General features: G+C 54.1%; 13 protein-coding genes and 3 rRNA genes. All 16 read right to left on the minus strand.

Translation table 11 applies throughout. The features are described from left to right. Positions 1–44: 44 nt before the first annotated feature. The 16 genes from recN to CCASEI_RS07745 all read right to left on the minus strand — a co-directional run bounded on the left by recN (position 45) and on the right by CCASEI_RS07745 (position 18,989). A complete protein-coding gene (gene recN / locus CCASEI_RS07675) occupies positions 45–1,763 on the minus strand; it encodes a DNA repair protein RecN (protein ID WP_006821590.1) in 1,719 nt (572 codons plus the stop codon). Between the two features lie 120 nt (positions 1,764–1,883). Then, complete coding sequence (locus tag CCASEI_RS07680; RefSeq protein ID WP_038575061.1) at positions 1,884–2,792, minus strand: NAD kinase; 909 nt, start codon at positions 2,790–2,792, stop codon at positions 1,884–1,886. 23 nt (positions 2,793–2,815) lie between these two features. Then, the gene (locus CCASEI_RS07685) at positions 2,816–3,631 is read right to left on the minus strand and encodes a TlyA family RNA methyltransferase (protein WP_025387590.1); all 816 of its coding nucleotides are present in this window, start codon (positions 3,629–3,631) and stop codon (positions 2,816–2,818) included. After that, the gene (locus CCASEI_RS15220; RefSeq protein ID WP_169731178.1) at positions 3,631–3,798 is read right to left on the minus strand and encodes a hypothetical protein; all 168 of its coding nucleotides are present in this window, start codon (positions 3,796–3,798) and stop codon (positions 3,631–3,633) included. The genes CCASEI_RS07685 and CCASEI_RS15220 overlap by 1 nt, the downstream gene beginning before the upstream one ends. Further along, positions 3,798–4,781: an HAD-IIA family hydrolase gene (locus tag CCASEI_RS07690; protein WP_006821586.1), complete on the minus strand. Its 984-nt coding sequence runs from the start codon at positions 4,779–4,781 to the stop codon at positions 3,798–3,800. The genes CCASEI_RS15220 and CCASEI_RS07690 overlap by 1 nt, the downstream gene beginning before the upstream one ends. 7 nt (positions 4,782–4,788) lie before the next feature. Then, the gene (locus CCASEI_RS07695; protein WP_006821585.1) at positions 4,789–6,153 is read right to left on the minus strand and encodes a hypothetical protein; all 1,365 of its coding nucleotides are present in this window, start codon (positions 6,151–6,153) and stop codon (positions 4,789–4,791) included. A gap of 186 nt (positions 6,154–6,339) precedes the next feature. After that, positions 6,340–7,011, minus strand: coding sequence for an ABC transporter substrate-binding protein (locus CCASEI_RS14410; RefSeq protein ID WP_081466602.1), 672 nt, complete (start codon positions 7,009–7,011; stop codon positions 6,340–6,342). Next, a complete protein-coding gene (locus CCASEI_RS14415; protein ID WP_139017073.1) occupies positions 7,012–7,461 on the minus strand; it encodes a hypothetical protein in 450 nt (149 codons plus the stop codon). A 408-nt stretch (positions 7,462–7,869) separates the two neighbouring features. Then, positions 7,870–7,988 (minus strand): 5S ribosomal RNA (gene rrf / locus CCASEI_RS07710). A 171-nt stretch (positions 7,989–8,159) separates the two neighbouring features. Beyond that, positions 8,160–11,235: ribosomal RNA gene (locus CCASEI_RS07715) — 23S ribosomal RNA — on the minus strand. A 528-nt stretch (positions 11,236–11,763) separates the two neighbouring features. Further along, a 16S ribosomal RNA gene (locus CCASEI_RS07720) occupies positions 11,764–13,284 on the minus strand. Together the 16S, 23S and 5S rRNA genes form the textbook arrangement of a ribosomal RNA operon. A gap of 728 nt (positions 13,285–14,012) precedes the next feature. Continuing rightward, entirely contained in the window at positions 14,013–15,278 is a 1,266-nt protein-coding gene (gene tyrS / locus CCASEI_RS07725) for a tyrosine--tRNA ligase (protein WP_006823030.1), read from the minus strand. 24 nt (positions 15,279–15,302) lie between these two features. Then, positions 15,303–15,479, minus strand: a complete 177-nt coding sequence (locus tag CCASEI_RS07730; protein WP_006823031.1) for a Trm112 family protein — start codon at positions 15,477–15,479, stop codon at positions 15,303–15,305. After that, the gene (locus CCASEI_RS14420) at positions 15,476–16,216 is read right to left on the minus strand and encodes a hypothetical protein (protein ID WP_139017192.1); all 741 of its coding nucleotides are present in this window, start codon (positions 16,214–16,216) and stop codon (positions 15,476–15,478) included. Before CCASEI_RS14420 ends, CCASEI_RS07730 begins: the two co-directional genes overlap by 4 nt. After that, complete coding sequence (locus CCASEI_RS07740) at positions 16,203–17,810, minus strand: vWA domain-containing protein (RefSeq protein ID WP_006823033.1); 1,608 nt, start codon at positions 17,808–17,810, stop codon at positions 16,203–16,205. The genes CCASEI_RS14420 and CCASEI_RS07740 overlap by 14 nt, the downstream gene beginning before the upstream one ends. Further along, complete coding sequence (locus CCASEI_RS07745) at positions 17,811–18,989, minus strand: substrate-binding domain-containing protein (RefSeq protein ID WP_006823034.1); 1,179 nt, start codon at positions 18,987–18,989, stop codon at positions 17,811–17,813. Between the last annotated feature and the right edge of the window lie 28 nt (positions 18,990–19,017).

Genomic DNA, 19,017 nt, shown 5'->3' on the forward strand with positions numbered 1-19,017 from the left:
TATTGTTCCTTGTGGGAGCCTAAAAGTGTGGAAGGCGCGCGGTGTTAAACTCTGAAACCTTCAACTTCATCTTGAGCCTTCGATAGTAGCTCCGCGGCGTGTGCACGACCCGTTGCGGTGTCATCCAAACCAGCCAACATGCGGGCCAATTCTTCGACTCGTTCTTGCCTACTCAACGTCACGACACCGGAAGTCACTGACTTATCGGTGACATCCTTCGCCACATGCAGGTGTGTGTCCGCATACGCAGCAACCTGTGGCAGGTGGGTGACCACAAGAACCTGATTGGCTTGGGCTAGCCGCGCTAGACGGCGCCCAATCTCCACTGCGGCGCGGCCGCCAACGCCAGCATCCACCTCATCAAAAACCAACGTGGTGCCAGCGGTACCCGCTGACAAAATAACTTCTAGTGCCAACATCACGCGGGAAAGCTCACCGCCAGATGCCGCGACCGACAATGGCTTTGGTGTTGCGGCGTCATTGGCCGCCAATAGCAGCTCCACCTCATCAGCGCCAGCACGCGAATACTTAGCCTGGCGGACATCCACCTCTAAACGCGCCTTCGGCATAGCCAAACCATGAATTTCCTCGGAGACGGCCTTGGCCAGCTTCTTCGCAGCCTTGGTACGCGCTGCCGTGAGCTTTTCAGCCCGCGCCACCATCTCAGTTTGCGCCTCAGCGACCTCAGCCTGCAGCTTCTCTAATGCCTCAGTGGAAGTATCCATCGAGGCCAACTTGGTTTCAGCTTCCTGCTTCCACGCCAATACACCATCAATATCACCAGCGTACTTGCGGGTCAGCCCACGCAGCTCCTGTTGGCGCTGCAAGCTCTTTTCCAACAGCTCCGGGTCCGCAGGTAAATCCGAGAGGAACTGACCAAGTTCTCCCGCGATACCCGCCAGTTGTGAGGTCATCTCCCCTAACTGCTGGCTGAGTTCTTCCAGCTGCTTATCATCCACCGCATGGACAGCTGCATGAGCCTCACCAAGAAGTGTTGAGGCTGGTTTTTCCTCACCAAAGTCTCCCTCCACACCATCAATAGCAACCAGGGCTGTCTGCGCTGCCTCACGGAGACCATCAACGTCCTGCAAGCGCTTGATAAGGGTAATCAGTTCTTCATCTTCACCTGGCTGTGGGTCAATCTCAGAAATCTCATTAACCGCGAACTGCAGGCGATCAACTTCCTGCGCCATCTCTCTGCGGGATTCGGTGCGGCGTTTGAGATCTTTGGCCTGTGTGCGCCAATGCACGAAGCTCTCGCGGTATTTGTCCAATAAAGGCGCAATGTCGCTTGAGGAACGATCCAGCGCCGCCAACTGTTGGTCTGGTGCCAAAAGACGAAGCTGATCATTTTGTCCATGCACCGTAAGCAATGCACGTGAAAACTCACCCAGCGTTGCTGCAGGAACGCTGCGCCCGCCAAGATGCGCTTTGGAACGCCCAGTAGACATCACGGTGCGTGATGCGATGTACTCGCCATTTTCATCCGCTGAACCGCCAGCAGTATCAACAATTTCTGCCACACTCGAAGCATCTTCTTTGGTGAGCTCTTCAGTGATGAAGGTTCCTTCAACCACTGCTTTGCTTGCTCCCGCGCGGACTCGCGATGCATCGGCACGCCCGCCAGCTAGCAGGCGCAGGCCGGTGACGACCATGGTTTTACCGGCACCGGTCTCACCGGTCAGAACTGTTAATCCGGACGAAAGCTCGGCTGATGCTGAGGAGATTACGCCAAGATCAGAAATGGTGATATCTGCTAACACGGCGAGTACCTCCTCCTAAGCTTTTAGAACACATTAACGAAAAGCTACCACAGCAATAATAAAGAAACGCGGCTACGTGGCGGCGATTAACCCAATTCCTACCCCGAAAGCCGCGAAATTCTATCGCTGCGGACCGCGCCAACCTTGAATTGGCAGATGCAGCTTGGTCACCAAACGGTCCGTAAACGGCTCTTCATCCAAACGTACCCAACGCACTGGCGTTGTGCCGCGAGTTACTTCAATACGCGAACCAGGAGGCATGTTGATTTCTCGGAATCCATCCAAGATCACGATCGCTGGTGAGGTTACGGATGCTGATTCCACTGCCACCGAAGAATCCGGCGATACAACCAAAGGCTTGGTAAACAGCGCATGAGCATTGTTCGGCACAACCAAGATGGCATCCAACTCAGGCCACAAGATTGGACCGCCCGCGGAGAACGCGTAGGCCGTTGAACCAGTCGGTGTGGAAACCAAAACGCCGTCACAGCCAAAGGCCATCACCGGGCGCTCATCAACTTCCAAGATGGCATCTAAAACACCGGACCGGTCCAGGTTTTCAACACTGGCTTCATTAAGCGCCCAGTTGGAGCCAATGACTTCACCCTGCTCATCAAAGACCGTGCAGTCGATGGTCATACGGTCTTCGACCCGGTAGTCGCGATCAATTACTCGCTGGATAGCCCCTTCGAGGGACTCGCGCTCACCTTCTGCCAAGAAGCCCACGTGGCCCAAGTTGATGCCCAGCACGGGCGCACCAACTTTGCGTGCAAGGTCAGCAGCGCGCAGGAATGTACCATCACCGCCAAGCACCAGCACAAGCTCACAGCCCTCAGCGGCTTTGAGGTCATGCGCCATGTACGGGAAAGTAGAAAGAATCGACGGCGCCTCGATAGGCTCACGCGCTACAACGCGCAGTTCAATGCCGGCTTCAACAAGCAGTTTCGCAGCGCGTTCCGCGTCACGAATGTTGCTGGCTCGCCCAGTGTGCGGCACCAAAAGTATGCGGCGCGGCGAGGCATTCTCCACCTGCGCGCTGTGTGCTGGTTCGCTCACTGAGGACCATCCTTTACTGCAGTTTCGATCATCTTCAGCAAGTCTTCGTCTGAAGGATGCGAAGCACCGCCGTCATTGATAAGCATTAGAAAGTATTCTACGTTGCCGCTTGGGCCAGGCAGCGGCGAGGCCACCACACCGTGGCAGCTCAAACCCAAGGTCTTCGCGAATACCGCGACCTCGTGGGTGACTTCAATGCGTAGCTCTGGCGAACGTACTACGCCGGACGTGCCAACGCGGTCTTTGCCCACCTCAAATTGCGGCTTGACCATGGGCAACATGATCGCGCCCGGGGCCATAACCTGCGCCATCGCAGGAAGCGTTAGCTTCAGGGAGATAAAAGACAGGTCCCCAACCATGACATCGCATGAACCATCGGTGTGCTCAAGCGTGAGGTAGCGAATGTTTGTCCGGTCTAAGACCTTGACGCGGTCGTCGTTTTGCAGTCGCCACAACAATTGCCCGTAGCCGACATCAACCGCATAGACTGCCGATGCTCCGTCACGCAGGCAGACATCGGTAAAGCCGCCTGTCGATGCCCCAGCATCGAGCACCTTCTTGCCCTCAAGTTCGACATCGAAAGCTTTTAGGGCGCCAAGCAGCTTATGCGCACCGCGTGATGCCCAATTATTATCATCGCCGCCCTCAATACGGATTGAGACTTCTGGATCCACGACTGTCGCTGGCTTCGATGCTTTGAAACCGCCAACGAACACGCGACCATCTTTGATCAGTTCAACAGCATGTTCGCGTGAGCGCGCAATCTTGCGGCGCACAAGCTCGGCATCAAGACGACGTCGTTGTGGGGCCATTAGTTCTCCTGTAGCGCTGCGCGAAGCAGCTCATGAGCCTGGTTGAGGTGCTCGGCCTGGGCCGAAAGATCTTCGGCTGGCTCAGCAAGTATTTCTTCGATGGACTGATTAAGCTCTTCGGGTGTCACCGCGAGCTGGCGCGGATCCCTGGGAACTGGATGAGTCATTAACTCCATCCCCTGATAACGGACTCAGCCTTTTCTGACACCGGCTGAATGTAGCGTGGGGCTTTGCCCATTGACCACACCACTTCCAAGACCGTACGTAGGGCCTGGACAGATGTCGCAGTGCTATCACCATTGTCCACAAGGACATCATGGCCATCGACGCGCGCGGTGAATCCACCTTGGGCACCTGGTGCCAGTTCATGGGCACTGCGAGTCATATCTGACAATGAGTCACCAATGAAGTTCGGGCGGTATTCCTTGCTTGCCTCAATGAGTTCCATCTCATGGGAGACACCAGTCAAGACATGGAAGGTGTTCATTGCCGCAGCGTTGCCGCCGGCAATGTCGGTGTTTAGACGGTCTCCGACCACCAGCGGGCGCTTCGCGCCGACTAGCTTGGCAGCTTGGCCAAACATCTCTGGTTCCGGTTTACCAGCAGAAACCGGGCTGACACCGGTTGCGGATTCGATTGCCGCGACCAAGGAGCCATTACCCACAGCCAAACCACGCTCAGTTGGCAAAGAGGAATCGAGGTTGGATGCGACGTACTTAGCGCCCTGGCGAATAGCCAGCGCGCCTTCGGTCAGCTGTGCCCAATCGACGGAAGGGTCAAAACCCTGAAGAACAGCATCAGGCTTGTCATCGGCCGATGCAACGACAGTGTAGCCCGCAGCTGTCACAAGGTCGCGGAAAGAGTCTGCGCCAATAACGAGAATCTTCGCGCCCTGTGGGACATGCTCTCCAGCCAAAGTCACTGCAGCCTGCGCTGAGGTCAGCACATCCGCGGTTTCGACTTTCAGGCCAATTCCACGCAACTTTTCTGCAACTGCTTCCGGCGCGCGCGACGCATTATTTGTCACGTAAACGCTTGGCAGGCCACAGCTGTTAATGAAATCAACCGCACCGTCAATTGCGCGGCCGCCTTCCCAGACAGTTCCATCAAGATCTAAAAGCAGTGCGTCGTGCTGTTCAATCAGGCTCATTGGGGTTTTAGAACTCCTTCAAACGCTCTTCAGCGTCTGTCCATTTGTCTTCGTCAAGCTTTGCCGTGTGCTCGAACCATTCCTTGGCTTCTTCCTTGCGTCCTGCCTCTGCCAAGGCATTTGCGTAGGCGTAGCTCAAGCGCATCGCTGGGATGCCCTTCGCTTCCTTGGATGGATTAGCGCGCTGCAGGGTAACCACAGCTGATTCAGCCTGGCCCAAGTCTAAGCGTGCGCCGGCAACAACGATGGCCAGTTCAATGGCGGTCTCCGCATCAACAGTGCGAGCTTCCTCGCTACGGCCGAGCTCAATCGCCTTCTCAGGACGACCCAAGCCACGTTCACAGTCAGCCATAACAGCCAACATGCCTGCTCCGCCGGAGATTCGGCGGGCAGCGCGCAATTCCGCAAGTGCTTCTTTCCACTCACCAGCGTGATATGCGGCGATGCCGTTAACCTCACGCGCAACAGCTACACGGCCTGCGCGGTCCTTTGCTGCACGGGCATGGCGAAGCGCCAACTGTGGGTCATCTTCCATCCACTGTGCTGCCATGATCATGTGCTTAGCGGTTGCATCAGCATTGTCCTTGGACAGAACCCGTAGGTCCTGCAGGATCATCTCATCCAAGTCGTAGATATCGATATCATCTGGCAGGTCCGGATCGGCCATGCGACGGTTGATGCGCTCCTCGCGGAAGCCAGCGCGCTGTGGCGCCAAGCTGTTCTTCTCGCGCTCTGCTTCTGCTCGACCGCCACGGTTTTCCCGACGTGGACCACGATCATCGTTGCGACGATCCCCACGACCACCGCGATCATTGCGGTCATCGTATCGTCCACGGCCACCGCGGTCGTTACGGTCGTTGCGGTCATTGTTCCAACCGCCACGGCCACCGCCCTGGCGATCATCACGACGGTTGTCACGAGGATCATCCCTACGGTCATCACGTCGGTCGTCTCGACGTCCCTCGCCGCGTGGCTTCCAATCTCCTCGATCTTGGCGGTCGTTGTTCCATTCACGACGGCCACCACGGTTGGAATCACGACGATCATCGCGTCCTCCGCGGTCGTTGCGGCCACCACGATCATTGCGATCGTTGTTCCAGCCGCCGCGGGAGCCGCCCTGACGGTCATCGCGACGTCCGTCCCGGCGATCATCACGTCGGTCGTCTCGTCGACCCTCACCGCGTGGCTTCCAATCTCCTCGATCTTGGCGGTCGTTGTTCCATTCACGACGGCCACCACGGTTGGAATCACGACGGTCGTCACGACCGCCACGGGAACCACCCTGACGGTCATCACGACGATTAGAACCGTGCGAGTCGGAGCGACGACCCCGCGACTCTTCACGGCGGCCTTCGTTATAACGCTCAGACATTCACATTCTCTTTCATTGCTACTTATGGCAGATTATCTTCGGCTATTCTACCCGCGAAAGCTCTGAAAACAGATTCCACATCCTGGAACCCGAATACTGTCTTGCGTGCCACAAGACATCGATGAAGATTCAGCTACCTCTTCCTCATATTTCACCCGATAAGCCACCATCAAACCCCACAAGAACTTAAGTCCAGAGACAGCTGCCCAGAAAACCAGAAAAGCCTTGCGCGACAACTAATATCGCACACGACTTACTAAGCACTTCGACTAGAAATGCCGCTACACACGACTTTGAAAACTGCTCAACAATCGAGTCGACCAGGATGTTTGCAGAGAAGTAGTCAAGACGGAAGGTGGAGGCTGGAGTGTGGTAGACACGGCCCTCCGTCACGGCTGGAGACGTATTGAACGCTGGTTCGTTCTTGATCATCTCCTGGTTTTCCTTATCGCTAGAGACTAAAATCCAGTTCTCGCCAGGCAGCCCCGCTTGGATGTTCTCAATTGACAAGCTGATGATATCGCCGCGGTCGGCACCCATGGAGAGGTCCCCCTTTACTTCTTCCGGCACCTCGGTAAGGTCAAATCCAAGACGAGACAGAATCTGATTCTGTGGAGCCTCCGGAGTCAATGCAGCAGCGCCCGATCCATCACCAAACACGATGAATGAAGACGTTTTGCCCTCTGGAAGTTCAATCTGCTCGCTCGCTTCTTCGATACGTTCATCGAAGTCCGCGATTACCTCAGCAGCTCCTTCCTCATGACCAGTGGCCTCACCAATCTTGGTAGTGACGTCCTGCCACGAAGCATCCGAGTAGTCAACGACAAGTACGGGGGCGATTTGCTCAAGCCTATCGATTTAGTCGAACGCGGAGTCACCGGAGTTTTTGGAACCGACAATCAGGTCAGGAGCGTATCCCACAGCCTTTTCCGCGCCTGGTGCGGTGTTATCCCAAAGCTTTTCAACGCCGGCTTCTTTTGCTTCTTCCGACCACTGGATAAAGAAACCGTTCTCATCGGAAAGGTCTTCCACATTCTCACCGGTGGCGCCAGTAGCAATGACTGGTGCATCAACAGCAAGCAAGGAACCGGCCAGTGTGACTGACGTGGAGACAATCCGCTCTGGCTGAGATTCCAGAGTCAGCTCGCCGTTGTCGGTTTCAATAGTTCGTGTCCATTCGACACTATCAGCTTCGGTTGATCCTTCACCGCTGGCTGCAGAATCCTCATTTGATGTGGCACCGGACTCTTCGGAGCTACAAGCAGCAAGACTACCGATGAGTGCACCTGCCGCGTTCTGGTGGCCCAACAATGACTATGATCTTCTGAATGAGTGGAACAGCCGCTCTGCAAGCTCCGACGGACTCAGGAGGGTAATTTTCCACGAGTATGGAAAGTACGACATTCATCTATCCGGCGAGAACGCGAAGTTCGGAGAAGTCCTAGGGAGCCAAACGAACACAGTAAGTACCACCAGAGAATACAATGGTGGACACGACTATTTGAATTGGAGGCGAGGCATCACCAAAGGCCATGAGTGGATTCGCGAGAAGCGCAATTAGCCCAAGCTCCTTTAAATAGGAACCTATAGACTTGGCCCTCTTCTTGGCGGCTTTCCCCAACGACCCAAAGGGGCCAAAACGCACAAAAAGGAAGGCTAGGAAGAACATGATGTTCTTCCTAGCCTTCCTTCTATATTCAATTATTTTATGTTTTATGTCGGCGGTAACTTACTCTCCCACACCCTCCCGGGTGCAGTACCATCAGCGCGGGCAGGCTTAGCTTCCGGGTTCGGAATGGGTATCCGGGCGTTTCCCTGCCGCTATGGCCACCGACAAATCATCGGAACAATCAGTGTTCTGATACTTATGGGTGTTGTGTCAGATACTGCATAGTGGACGCGTTGCACGACAAAGACCTAGTAGTCTTTATGTGTTCTTATTTTTTTGAGTATTTTCTCGTTACGATTGCGAAACCAAACCAACCACAGTGTGACTTATGTGTTTGGTGTGTTTGTTTGTTGGTGTATTAGTACCAGTAGCCTTAGCATTTTACAATGCGTACAGGTCTGGCCTATCAACCCTATAGTCTCTAGGGAACCTCAACAGAAACCTCATCTTAAAACAGGCTTCCCGCTTAGATGCTTTCAGCGGTTATCCCTTCCGTACGTAGCCAACCAGCAATGCTCCTGGCGGAACAACTGGCACACCAGAGGTACGTCCGTCCCGGTCCTCTCGTACTAGGGACAGCCTTCTTCAAGTTTCAACGCGCGCGGCGGATAGAGACCGAACTGTCTCACGACGTTCTGAACCCAGCTCGCGTGCCGCTTTAATGGGCGAACAGCCCAACCCTTGGGACCTACTCCAGCCCCAGGATGCGACGAGCCGACATCGAGGTGCCAAACCATCCCGTCGATATGGACTCTTGGGGAAGATCAGCCTGTTATCCCCGGGGTACCTTTTATCCGTTGAGCGACACCACTTCCACAAGTAGGTGCCGGATCACTAGTCCCGACTTTCGTCCCTGCTCGACCTGTCAGTCTCACAGTCAAGCTCCCTTGTGCACTTACACTCACCACCTGATTGCCAACCAGGCTGAGGGAACCTTTGGGCGCCTCCGTTACATTTTAGGAGGCAACCGCCCCAGTTAAACTACCCACCAGGCACTGTCCCCAACCCAGATCATGGGCCAAGGTTCAGGTATCCAATCCGATCAGAGTGGTATTTCAACAACGACTCCACACCCACTAGCGTGAATGCTTCACAGTCTCCCACCTATCCTACACAAACCGAACCGAACACCAATACCAAGCTATAGTGAAGGTCCCGGGGTCTTTTCGTCCTGCCGCGCGTAACGAGCATCTTTACTCGTAGTGCAATTTCACCGGGCCTGTGGTTGAGACAGCAGAGAAGTCGTTACGCCATTCGTGCAGGTCGGAACTTACCCGACAAGGAATTTCGCTACCTTAGGATGGTTATAGTTACCACCGCCGTTTACTGGGGCTTAAATTCTCAGCTTCGAAACCCGAAAGTCTCTAACCGGTCCTCTTAACCTTCCAGCACCGGGCAGGCGTCAGTCCATATACCTCAACTTAACGTCTTCGCATGGACCTGTGTTTTTGATAAACAGTCGCTTCCCTCTATTCTCTGCGACCCACCCAAGCTCACATAGCAAGTATGCTCACTTTGGTAGGTCCCCCTTCTTCCGAAGTTACGGGGGCATTTTGCCGAATTCCTTAACCACAGTTCACCCGAACGCCTTAGTATTTTCAACCTGACTACCTGTGTCGGTTTAGGGTACGGGCCATATACACACATCGCTAGAGGCTTTTCTCGACAGTACAGGATCACCAACTTCACCAATAAAGGCTACGCATCACGCCTAAGCCTATTGAGCGACGGATTTACCTATCACTCGGCTTGCACGCTTACACCAACAATCCAATAAGTGGCATGGCTACCTCCCTGTGTCACCCCATCGCTTGGACCACATCTCAGGCCCCACGCACGCACACACACCAACAATCCCGAAGGATAAAAGGCACATGCTTGTGGGTGGTTAGTATCAATGCTTTACCACGGGCGCGCATATACGGGTACCAGAATATCAACTGGTTGTCCATCGACTACGCCTGTCGGCCTCGCCTTAGGTCCCGACTCACCCTGGGAAGACGAACTTGACCCAGGAACCCTTAGTCATCCGGCGGAACAGATTCTCACTGTTCAATTCGTTACTCATGCCTGCATTCTCACTCGCACACAGTCCACGCCTCCTCACGGTAACGCTTCAACCCATGCACGACGCTCCCCTACCCAAATATCAAAAATATTTGCCGCGGCTTCGGCGGTGTGCTTGAGCCCCACTACATTGTCGGCGCAAAACCACTCGACCAGTGAGCTATTACGCACTCTTTCAAGGATGGCTGCTTCTAAGCCAACCTCCTGGCTGTCTTCGCGATCTTACATCCTTTTCCACTTAGCACACCCTTAGGGGCCTTAACCGGCGATCTGGGCTGTTTCCCTCTCGACTATGAAGCTTATCCCCCACAGTCTCACTGCCGTAGAACACATTGATGGCATTCGGAGTTTGGCTGATGTTGCTAAGATGATAGTCCCGCTCAACCAACCAGTAGCTCTACCTCCACCAAGCTACTACGACGCTGCACCTAAATGCATTTCGGGGAGAACCAGCTATCACGGAGTTTGATTGGCCTTTCACCCCTACCCACAACTCATCCCCGCAGTTTTCAACCTACGTGGGTTCGCGCCTCCACGATGTCTTACCATCGCTTCACACTGGCCATGGGTAGATCACCCCGCTTCGGGTCCAGAACATGCCACTAAACACCCTAGTTAGGATTCGGTTTCCCTACGGCTACCCCACACGGGTTAACCTCGCGACATGCCGCTGACTCGCAGGCTCATTCTTCAAAAGGCACGCCATCACCCAACAAAAGAGGCTCTGACGGATTGTAGACACATGGTTTCAGGAACTATTTCACTCCCCTCCCGGGGTACTTTTCACCATTCCCTCACGGTACTCATACACTATCGGTCACACTGAGTATTTAGGCTTACCGGGTGGTCCCGGCAGATTCACAGCAGATTCCACGAGCCCGCTGCTACTCGGGCACCACAACACACACAACACATTGTCTTCACCTACAGGGCTCTCACCTTCTACGGCCGGGCATTCCAACCCACTTCACCTAACAACACACTGCGCGCTTTGTACTGGTAGATACAAAAAATCATGGCCCCACAACACCGCATGCACAACCCCTACCAGGTATCACATACACACGGTTTAGCCTCATCCACGTTCGCTCGCCGCTACTAGCAGAATCATTATTATTTTCTCCTCCTGCAGGTACTAAGATGTTTCACTTCCCCACGTATAACCCCCACACCAGCTATGAATTCACTAGTGGGTACCTACCCATAACGGCAGGTGGGTTTCCCCATTCGGACATCCTCGGATCAACGCTCAATTGACAACTCCCCGAGGCTTAACGCAGCCTTACACGTCCTTCATCGGCCCAGCATACCAAGGCATCCACCATGCGCCCTTAAATAACGAACACACACCCCACAACCAACAACCACCAAAAGATGACCACCAGAAGTGGGGGTGAACAACCGTAACTAAAAAATACTAAACACACACCAACACCAACACTCGAAAGCATCAGCATTGATATGCCGTTCTCACAAAAAAATAAGAAATTACACACACCACACAAACCACAAGGCTCGTGTGATGGATGCTCGCGTCCACTATACAGTTCTCACACAACACCCCACACCACCATCAACAACCACAGTGTTAACCACTCGTGCGTGTCTCAAATCTGGTGTGAGCACCAGGACCAACCCACAAAAAATGGATTGTTGTCCCAGACACCCAACAGTGTGCCAACGATTTACCCAGAAACATTCTGTCTGATGTTTATGTGTTCAAAGAATACTGTTACCAACCGAATTGTGGTTGGCGGTGTGTTTCCACTCCGATTCAACATGGTGGCATGACCACACTCGGGTCATCAACCACCAACACCACCAGCTACACAACTGTGTAGCATGCATGATGCTAAAAAATAATAGCTCCTTAGAAAGGAGGTGATCCAGCCGCACCTTCCGGTACGGCTACCTTGTTACGACTTCGTCCCAATCGCCGATCCCACCTTCGACAGCTCCCTAACAAGTTTAGGCCACTGGCTTCGGGTGTTACCAACTTTCATGACGTGACGGGCGGTGTGTACAAGGCCCGGGAACGTATTCACCGCAGCGTTGCTGATCTGCGATTACTAGCGACTCCGACTTCATGGGGTCGAGTTGCAGACCCCAATCCGAACTAAGGCCGACTTTCAGGGATTCGCTTCACCTCACGATGTCGCTGCCCATTGTATCGACCATTGTAGCATGTGTGAAGCCCTGGACATAAGGGGCATGATGATTTGACGTCATCCCCACCTTCCTCCGAGTTAACCCCGGCAGTCTCTCATGAGTTCCCACCATAACGTGCTGGCAACATAAGACAAGGGTTGCGCTCGTTGCGGGACTTAACCCAACATCTCACGACACGAGCTGACGACAACCATGCACCACCTGTATACCGACCACAAGGGAAAGACTATCTCTAGCCCAATCCGGTACATGTCAAGCCCAGGTAAGGTTCTTCGCGTTGCATCGAATTAATCCACATGCTCCGCCGCTTGTGCGGGCCCCCGTCAATTCCTTTGAGTTTTAGCCTTGCGGCCGTACTCCCCAGGCGGGGCGCTTAATGCGTTAGCTACGGCACAGAAGACGTGGAAGCCCCCTACACCTAGCGCCCACCGTTTACGGCATGGACTACCAGGGTATCTAATCCTGTTCGCTACCCATGCTTTCGCTCCTCAGCGTCAGTTACTGCCCAGAGACCTGCCTTCGCCATCGGTGTTCCTCCTGATATCTGCGCATTTCACCGCTACACCAGGAATTCCAGTCTCCCCTACAGCACTCAAGTTATGCCCGTATCGCCTGCACGCCCGAAGTTAAGCCCCGGGATTTCACAGACGACGCGACAAACCACCTACGAGCTCTTTACGCCCAGTAATTCCGGACAACGCTTGCACCCTACGTATTACCGCGGCTGCTGGCACGTAGTTAGCCGGTGCTTCTTATCTACCTACCGTCACCCGAAGGCTTCGTCGATAGCGAAAGGAGTTTACAACCCGAAGGCCTTCATCCCCCACGCGGCGTCGCTGCATCAGGCTTGCGCCCATTGTGCAATATTCCCCACTGCTGCCTCCCGTAGGAGTCTGGGCCGTATCTCAGTCCCAATGTGTCCGTACACCCTCTCAGGCCGGATACCCGTCGCCGCCTTGGTAGGCCATTACCCCACCAACAAGCTGATAGGCCGCAGGCTCATCCCACACCGCAAAAGCTTTCCACCACAACATCCAAGAAGTGGTCATATTCGGTATTAGACCCAGTTTCCCAAGCTTATCCCAAAGTGCAGGGCAGATCACCCACGTGTTACTCACCCGTTCGCCACTCGAGTACCCCAGCAAGCTGAGGCCTTTCCGTTCGACTTGCATGTGTTAAGCACGCCGCCAGCGTTCATCCTGAGCCAGGATCAAACTCTCCACAAAAAATGCAAAAACATTAAGGCGAGAAAGCCTAAACCAAGCAAAAAAGACAAACAACACACACAAAGCGCTTAAACCAAATGTGTGAAGCTGACCAAAAATTACTACATAAAGAAATCAACAAACCCAACCAGAACAAACTGACTGAGTAAGGTAAAAAGTGTTTATTCTGTATCACTACAGACAACAATTACATCGACATTCAATATGCACCGTTAAAATATTTAACTATTTTCAATGACACCCCATTAACGACAAGTGACATCCGGTACACACCAACAACCAAACACCACAAAGAGTATTCAGCCCAACATAATCCTCATCCACACAACACAGACAAAAATAATATATCTAGTACATTGGCACACTATTGAGTTCTCAGACAACAACCGCACAAGTTAATTCTTGCTTCTTTTAGAAGCAATCATTGTTCTTGGCTGGAGTTTCTACCTTAGACAATCCGTTTAAAGTTTGTCAACCAGGTGTTAACTTTTCTGTCACACGCTCTCTCGCGGCGACTTCGATAAAGTTACACGGGACTGAGATCGTTGACAAATCGCCAGGTTATTGGTTGTTTTTCGAAGTGCAAGCAAGATGAAACCCCGCCATCTCTGCTCCTGTGGGTTACTAACGCAAGGTTAATTGCTTCGAGTAAGTGCCAGGAGTCTGAAATAGCGGGGTTTCGCGCTCTAGTTCAGTTATTGGCTAAACGTTTTGCTTAAGTGCATTGGCTAGGCGGCGGTGCGGCGGATGGCCGCGAAGTTCTTCTTGCCGCGACGCATGACCAACCATGCACCGTGGAGGAAGTTGTCTTCGCTTGGCGCCCAATCCTCGGATTCGATGCGCTCGTTGTTGACATAGGCGCCGCCTTCCTTGATGGTGCGTCGTGCTGCACCCTTGGAATCAGCAAGACCGGATGCCACGAGAAGGTCAACGATGTTGAAGGATTCTTCCGCACCTAGTTCGGCAACGTTGGTCTCAGACAGCGCGCCTTCGAGGGTCTTTTCATCCAATTCGGTCAGTTCCGCGCGGCCGAAGAGTGCCTGGGCAGCGAGCTCAACAGCCTTGGTGGCATCTTCGCCGTGAACCAGGTTGGTCATCTCCTGTGCAAGGCGACGCTGAGCGGCACGCTTGAAAGGTTCTTCTTCTACTGCCTTTGCGTATTCAGCAATTTCGTCCTGAGTAAGGAAGGTGAACCAACGCAGGTAGTCAATGACTACAGAGTCGCCAGCGTTGAGGAAGTACTGGTACCAGGAGTAAGCAGACGTCTTTTCCGGATCCAACCACAGCTTGCCGCCGCCGGTGGACTTACCGAACTTCTGCCCCTGAGCATCGGTAACCAGTGGGCAGGTCAAAGCATGAGTCTTCACACTGTCGGTCCGGCGGTTGAGGTCAACACCGGAAACGATGTTGCCCCACTGGTCGCCGCCGCCGACCTGCAAGGTGCAGTTGTACTTGCGCTGTAGCTGCACGAAGTCATTTGCCTGCAGGAGCATGTAGGAAAACTCGGTGTAAGAAATACCGTCGGTTTCCAAGCGGCGCTTGACGGTGTCGCGGTCCAGCATGGTGTTCAAAGAGAAGTTCTTGCCAACATCGCGCAGGAAATCAATAACGGACATGTTCATTGTCCAGTCCGCGTTGTTCACCATCGTTGCAGCGTTGTCGCCCTCGAAGCTGATGAACTGTCGAAGCTGCTTCTTAATAGCCTCGAGGTTCTTATCAATTTCGTCCTGGGTCAGCATGGAGCGCTCCCCCACATCACGGGGGTCACCAATAAAACCGGTGGCACCACCAGCAAGGGCCAACGGGTTGTGGCCGGCTTCCTGGAAGCGGCGCAGCACAATCATCGGTACCAAGTGGCCGGCGTGCAGGGAATCACCCGTTGGGTCAAAGCCAACGTAGAGCGTGATTGGCTCTTCGCATGCCTCACGCAGAGCATCAATATCGGTGGACTGGTTAATCAGCCCGCGCCATTGCAGTTCATCAATGATGTTCATATTTACCTCGTTTAGATTGTGTGTTTATGCCTGTGGCCATGGCTTGGCGTCGTCGACAAGCATGACTGGGATTCCGTCTTCAATGGGATAGGCAATGCCCAAGCGCTCATTGACTAAGACCTGGTCGTTGACCAGATATCGCAATGGTCCTTTGTCCTGCGGGCACACAAGGATTTCTACTAGCGCGGGATCTAAACTCATGGTTGCTCATCATACCCGTCAGGATCTGCCACCACTGGCATGACCCCGTATTGCAGTTTGACGGCCAAAGTACGCTCGCGCAGCGCGGATACAGAGTCATCCTCGGCGGCTTGCCTTATCCGTTTAGCTTCCTTTTCGAAGATCTCCAAGGTGTGGTTGATGTCCTCGATGCGGGCTTCATTGTCACGGCCAATGACCTGCAGGTACGCGTCCATCACATCCGGGATGTGCTCTTTGATGATGCTTTCTACCGATGCCCGCGCCGCCCAGGAATCGCTAAAGCGGTCCCAGTGCTCAAGCACCCAGTGCAAAGCTTCGTAGACATCCAGAAACTTGTTTTGAACAGCGAGAGGCGCGACATTGCCCACCATGCCGAGTTGCACATAAAGGATCTTCTCTAATTCGTATGCTTGTCCATCTGGGGTTTGAGGCTCGGGCTGGGGTTGGTTCTTCTCCGGCCTAACCGGGGTCAGAAGGGCAAAGCCGCCATAGGATGCGGCAGCCACGACTGGCCACAAGAAACCCAGGCCAGCAACGAAGTGCAAGGCAATGACGCCTCCCGCCGCCGCCATGCCGAGGATATTCTTCCGCGAGGTGAAATAGCTGGGTTCTTTAGCCGCGGGTTGTGTTTGTGACTGGGACTTCGAAGTGACGTCCTGCAGGTCGCGTGGAGTGCGGCGGACAATCCCCGTGGAACCTGAGCTGCTTCTATTAGGGTTGCGCTTATTGGTAGGCACGAATCTCCTTGAATACCTCATTGAGGTCGCCTTCGAGAGCATCGAAGACACGGCCACCGGTGTAATCGGCAAGCTCACTGAGCTCAGCCACATCAGCTTCTCCGTAAAGGATGACAAAGACTGGGATTTGCTGCTTCTCTGCACTGAGCCCGTCGTAGTACTGCTTGAACTCTTCATAGCTTCGCCCAGAGGTGTTCTCACCATCGGTCATCAGCACGACCGATGGAATCGCGTCATCATTGGCACCGATGGTGTTCATGGTCATCGCGAGTGCATCGTAGATGGCGGTGTAGCCAATTGGGTTGAAGCGGTCCACGCGGTTGGAAAGCTCAGCATGCGTTGCCGGGTCATCCACACTGTAGGTCACCGTCGTTGGATAATAGGGTTCGGTAGCGAAAGGAGCCAGAGTGATGGTTTCGCGGTCACGGAATCCAACATTGCCGGTGGTGGTCGCAGCGGAGCCATCGATAAGCGAATGCATTGTCTCAGTGAGCAAGTCAAAGCGCTCACCTTCCATGGAGCCTGAAATGTCAAGCACGAATGCAGTCTCGCCCGGATTTCGAAGCTGATTACTATAGGCATTTACCAGCGCGGCAACCACGTCCTTTGATGCCGGGAACGGCAATTCATAAACGCCGCTGTCTTGTAACTGCGGGTCATGCTCACCGTTGTTCAAACGACGATACGAACCAGTCAGCTCCTCCGGGTTGTCTTCGAACCAGCTAACCAATTGCTCGACTTGGTCCTGCGCGCCGTCGTGCAGCGGATTCGCCAACGTGGACAGCGGATAATCCGCGCTAATAACACCATCATTTGGAATGATGACCTCAATATCCGCGCCCTCAGATTTGAGCGAGTGCAGCACCGACTCATAGTTAATAATTGCATCAGCCTTATTCGGGTCATCCAAGAACACATCAGCCAGCCAGCCGGAAGAGCCAGAGGTCAGCGTCTGATTGGAAAAGAAGCCACGAACCTGCGGGCTAACGCGCTGGATATCGGCTTCCACGATCGCATTGCCGGTGTCCGCCATCGCGGTGGATACGGATGCCAAAGCGCTAAAGCCAGAGTTGGACGTTGCCGGGTCCGTCATACCGAAGCTCACACCTGAGGCCGCGATCTCCTGCCACGATGGCGGTGAATACGTCCAGCCTTTGCTTTCTGCCACGTCAGCCTTCACGCCGAGGGCAACAGGTGAACGGGCGATGGAGGTTTCATCGGCAAGCTTGTCACCTGCGTTTTCAATCGTGACGTAGCGGTTGGTGGCAAACCAGGTCGCATCATAGCGGCCGTCGAAGTTGCCTTGTGCCAACTGCTGGGTATTGGCCAAAGTGCCGTCAGGGAATTCCATCTGAATGTCAAAGCCTAAGTCTGCCGACGCCACCGCGATGGCAGGCTCCAGGTCTTCCAACTCTGTTGCGGCAGCAATAACTAAAGGATCAGCGCTTGACGATGCTCCATCGTCGCCATCACCGGAACCACCGCCCACACCACCGAAATTCAACCCGAAATCAAAGATCCCACCCATCGAGCCGCAGGCGACAAGAATAATCCCGGAAAGGAACACCATCACGGCGGTCACAAGCTTTTTCATTTACATCAACCTTTCAAGTTCACCGGCAAGCCGGGTGGTCTCTTCCATGGTTGGAGCCGAACTCAGATAGCGCGGATTCTGCGGGAAGACATCCCGGGTTCTTTCATCAAAGGTTGACCGATAGTTCGACTCCGCTGAGGGCGCGAAGCCATATTCCATCATCACGGTGAGCACTTCCTGGTTTTCCTCCAGCACCTGAATGAAGTCCTCTGCCTTCCCTGTGCTCATGGAACTGTCATTGACTACCAGCTCGTGTTGCACCCGCACCGTGGGGTTTAAGTTGATCAGCGCGAATTCTTCAGCCTTTTCGGGGCGCTGGTTAACCAGCGCGAGGAATTGCGAGTCATAGGCCACTGTCATCGGTGTGCCGTGTCCATTGCTGGCAATGAATTGGTTAAAGGAGTCTCCGCTTGACCCCTCAGTCAACCCTTGTGCCTGGAATATGGGAAGAACTCGGCGGGCACCCTCGGTGAGGTTTGAAGAAGAGCGAAGACTTCCGCCCATCGCGGCATCCGCCATCAGGTAAGCAAATTGCGCGGAGGAATAAGAGCGCGTGGGGTCCGAGGTCAGCACGCCCACATTGAGCGGTGATTGATAAACATCCGTGACATCACGCCACCGTTGACCACTGGTGAGCATCCGATATAGCTCACGGGCATTCGCCTGGAATTGCCCCTCCAGTGGCTCAAGATAGCCCTGGCTAGCTAAATCTTCGGCGACATCCCGCTTGGCCACAAGCGCGATATTAGACTCCACATGTAGTCCCTCCTGGGATTGCGCGCCAACAAAGCTTTTGAGTTCGGCGTTGCCAGAACTTGCTGGGAAATAGAAGTCATGGTCCGGAAGCGATCCTTGACTGGCGCGCTGCGCAATTTCCAGTGAGCCCATGGTGCTAACACTGATATTGAATCCCTCTTCGCGGAAAGCCGCGACTACCCGCGGGTCTGCGAGAAATCCTTTCTTCTCTGAGCCCACCAGTAGGCCCACATCCACTGGGTCGCTTGCAGGTAGTACGGAATCTACGAGGGAATCAAACCTGGCTTTATTTCCATCATCACGGCCAATGAAGATTGCCGCGACTGCAAAAATCAGCAGCACTACCCCGAGCAGCAAGCCGAACTTTCGCCTGCCCGTCCCTTGGCCACTGGTTTCGCGCCCCACCGAACGATTGCTCTCCATGGCCTCATTCTAAGTTGCGTCTTCACCG

This window comes from Corynebacterium casei LMG S-19264 (genome assembly GCF_000550785.1).
Taxonomy (GTDB): Bacteria; Actinomycetota; Actinomycetes; order Mycobacteriales; family Mycobacteriaceae; genus Corynebacterium; species Corynebacterium casei.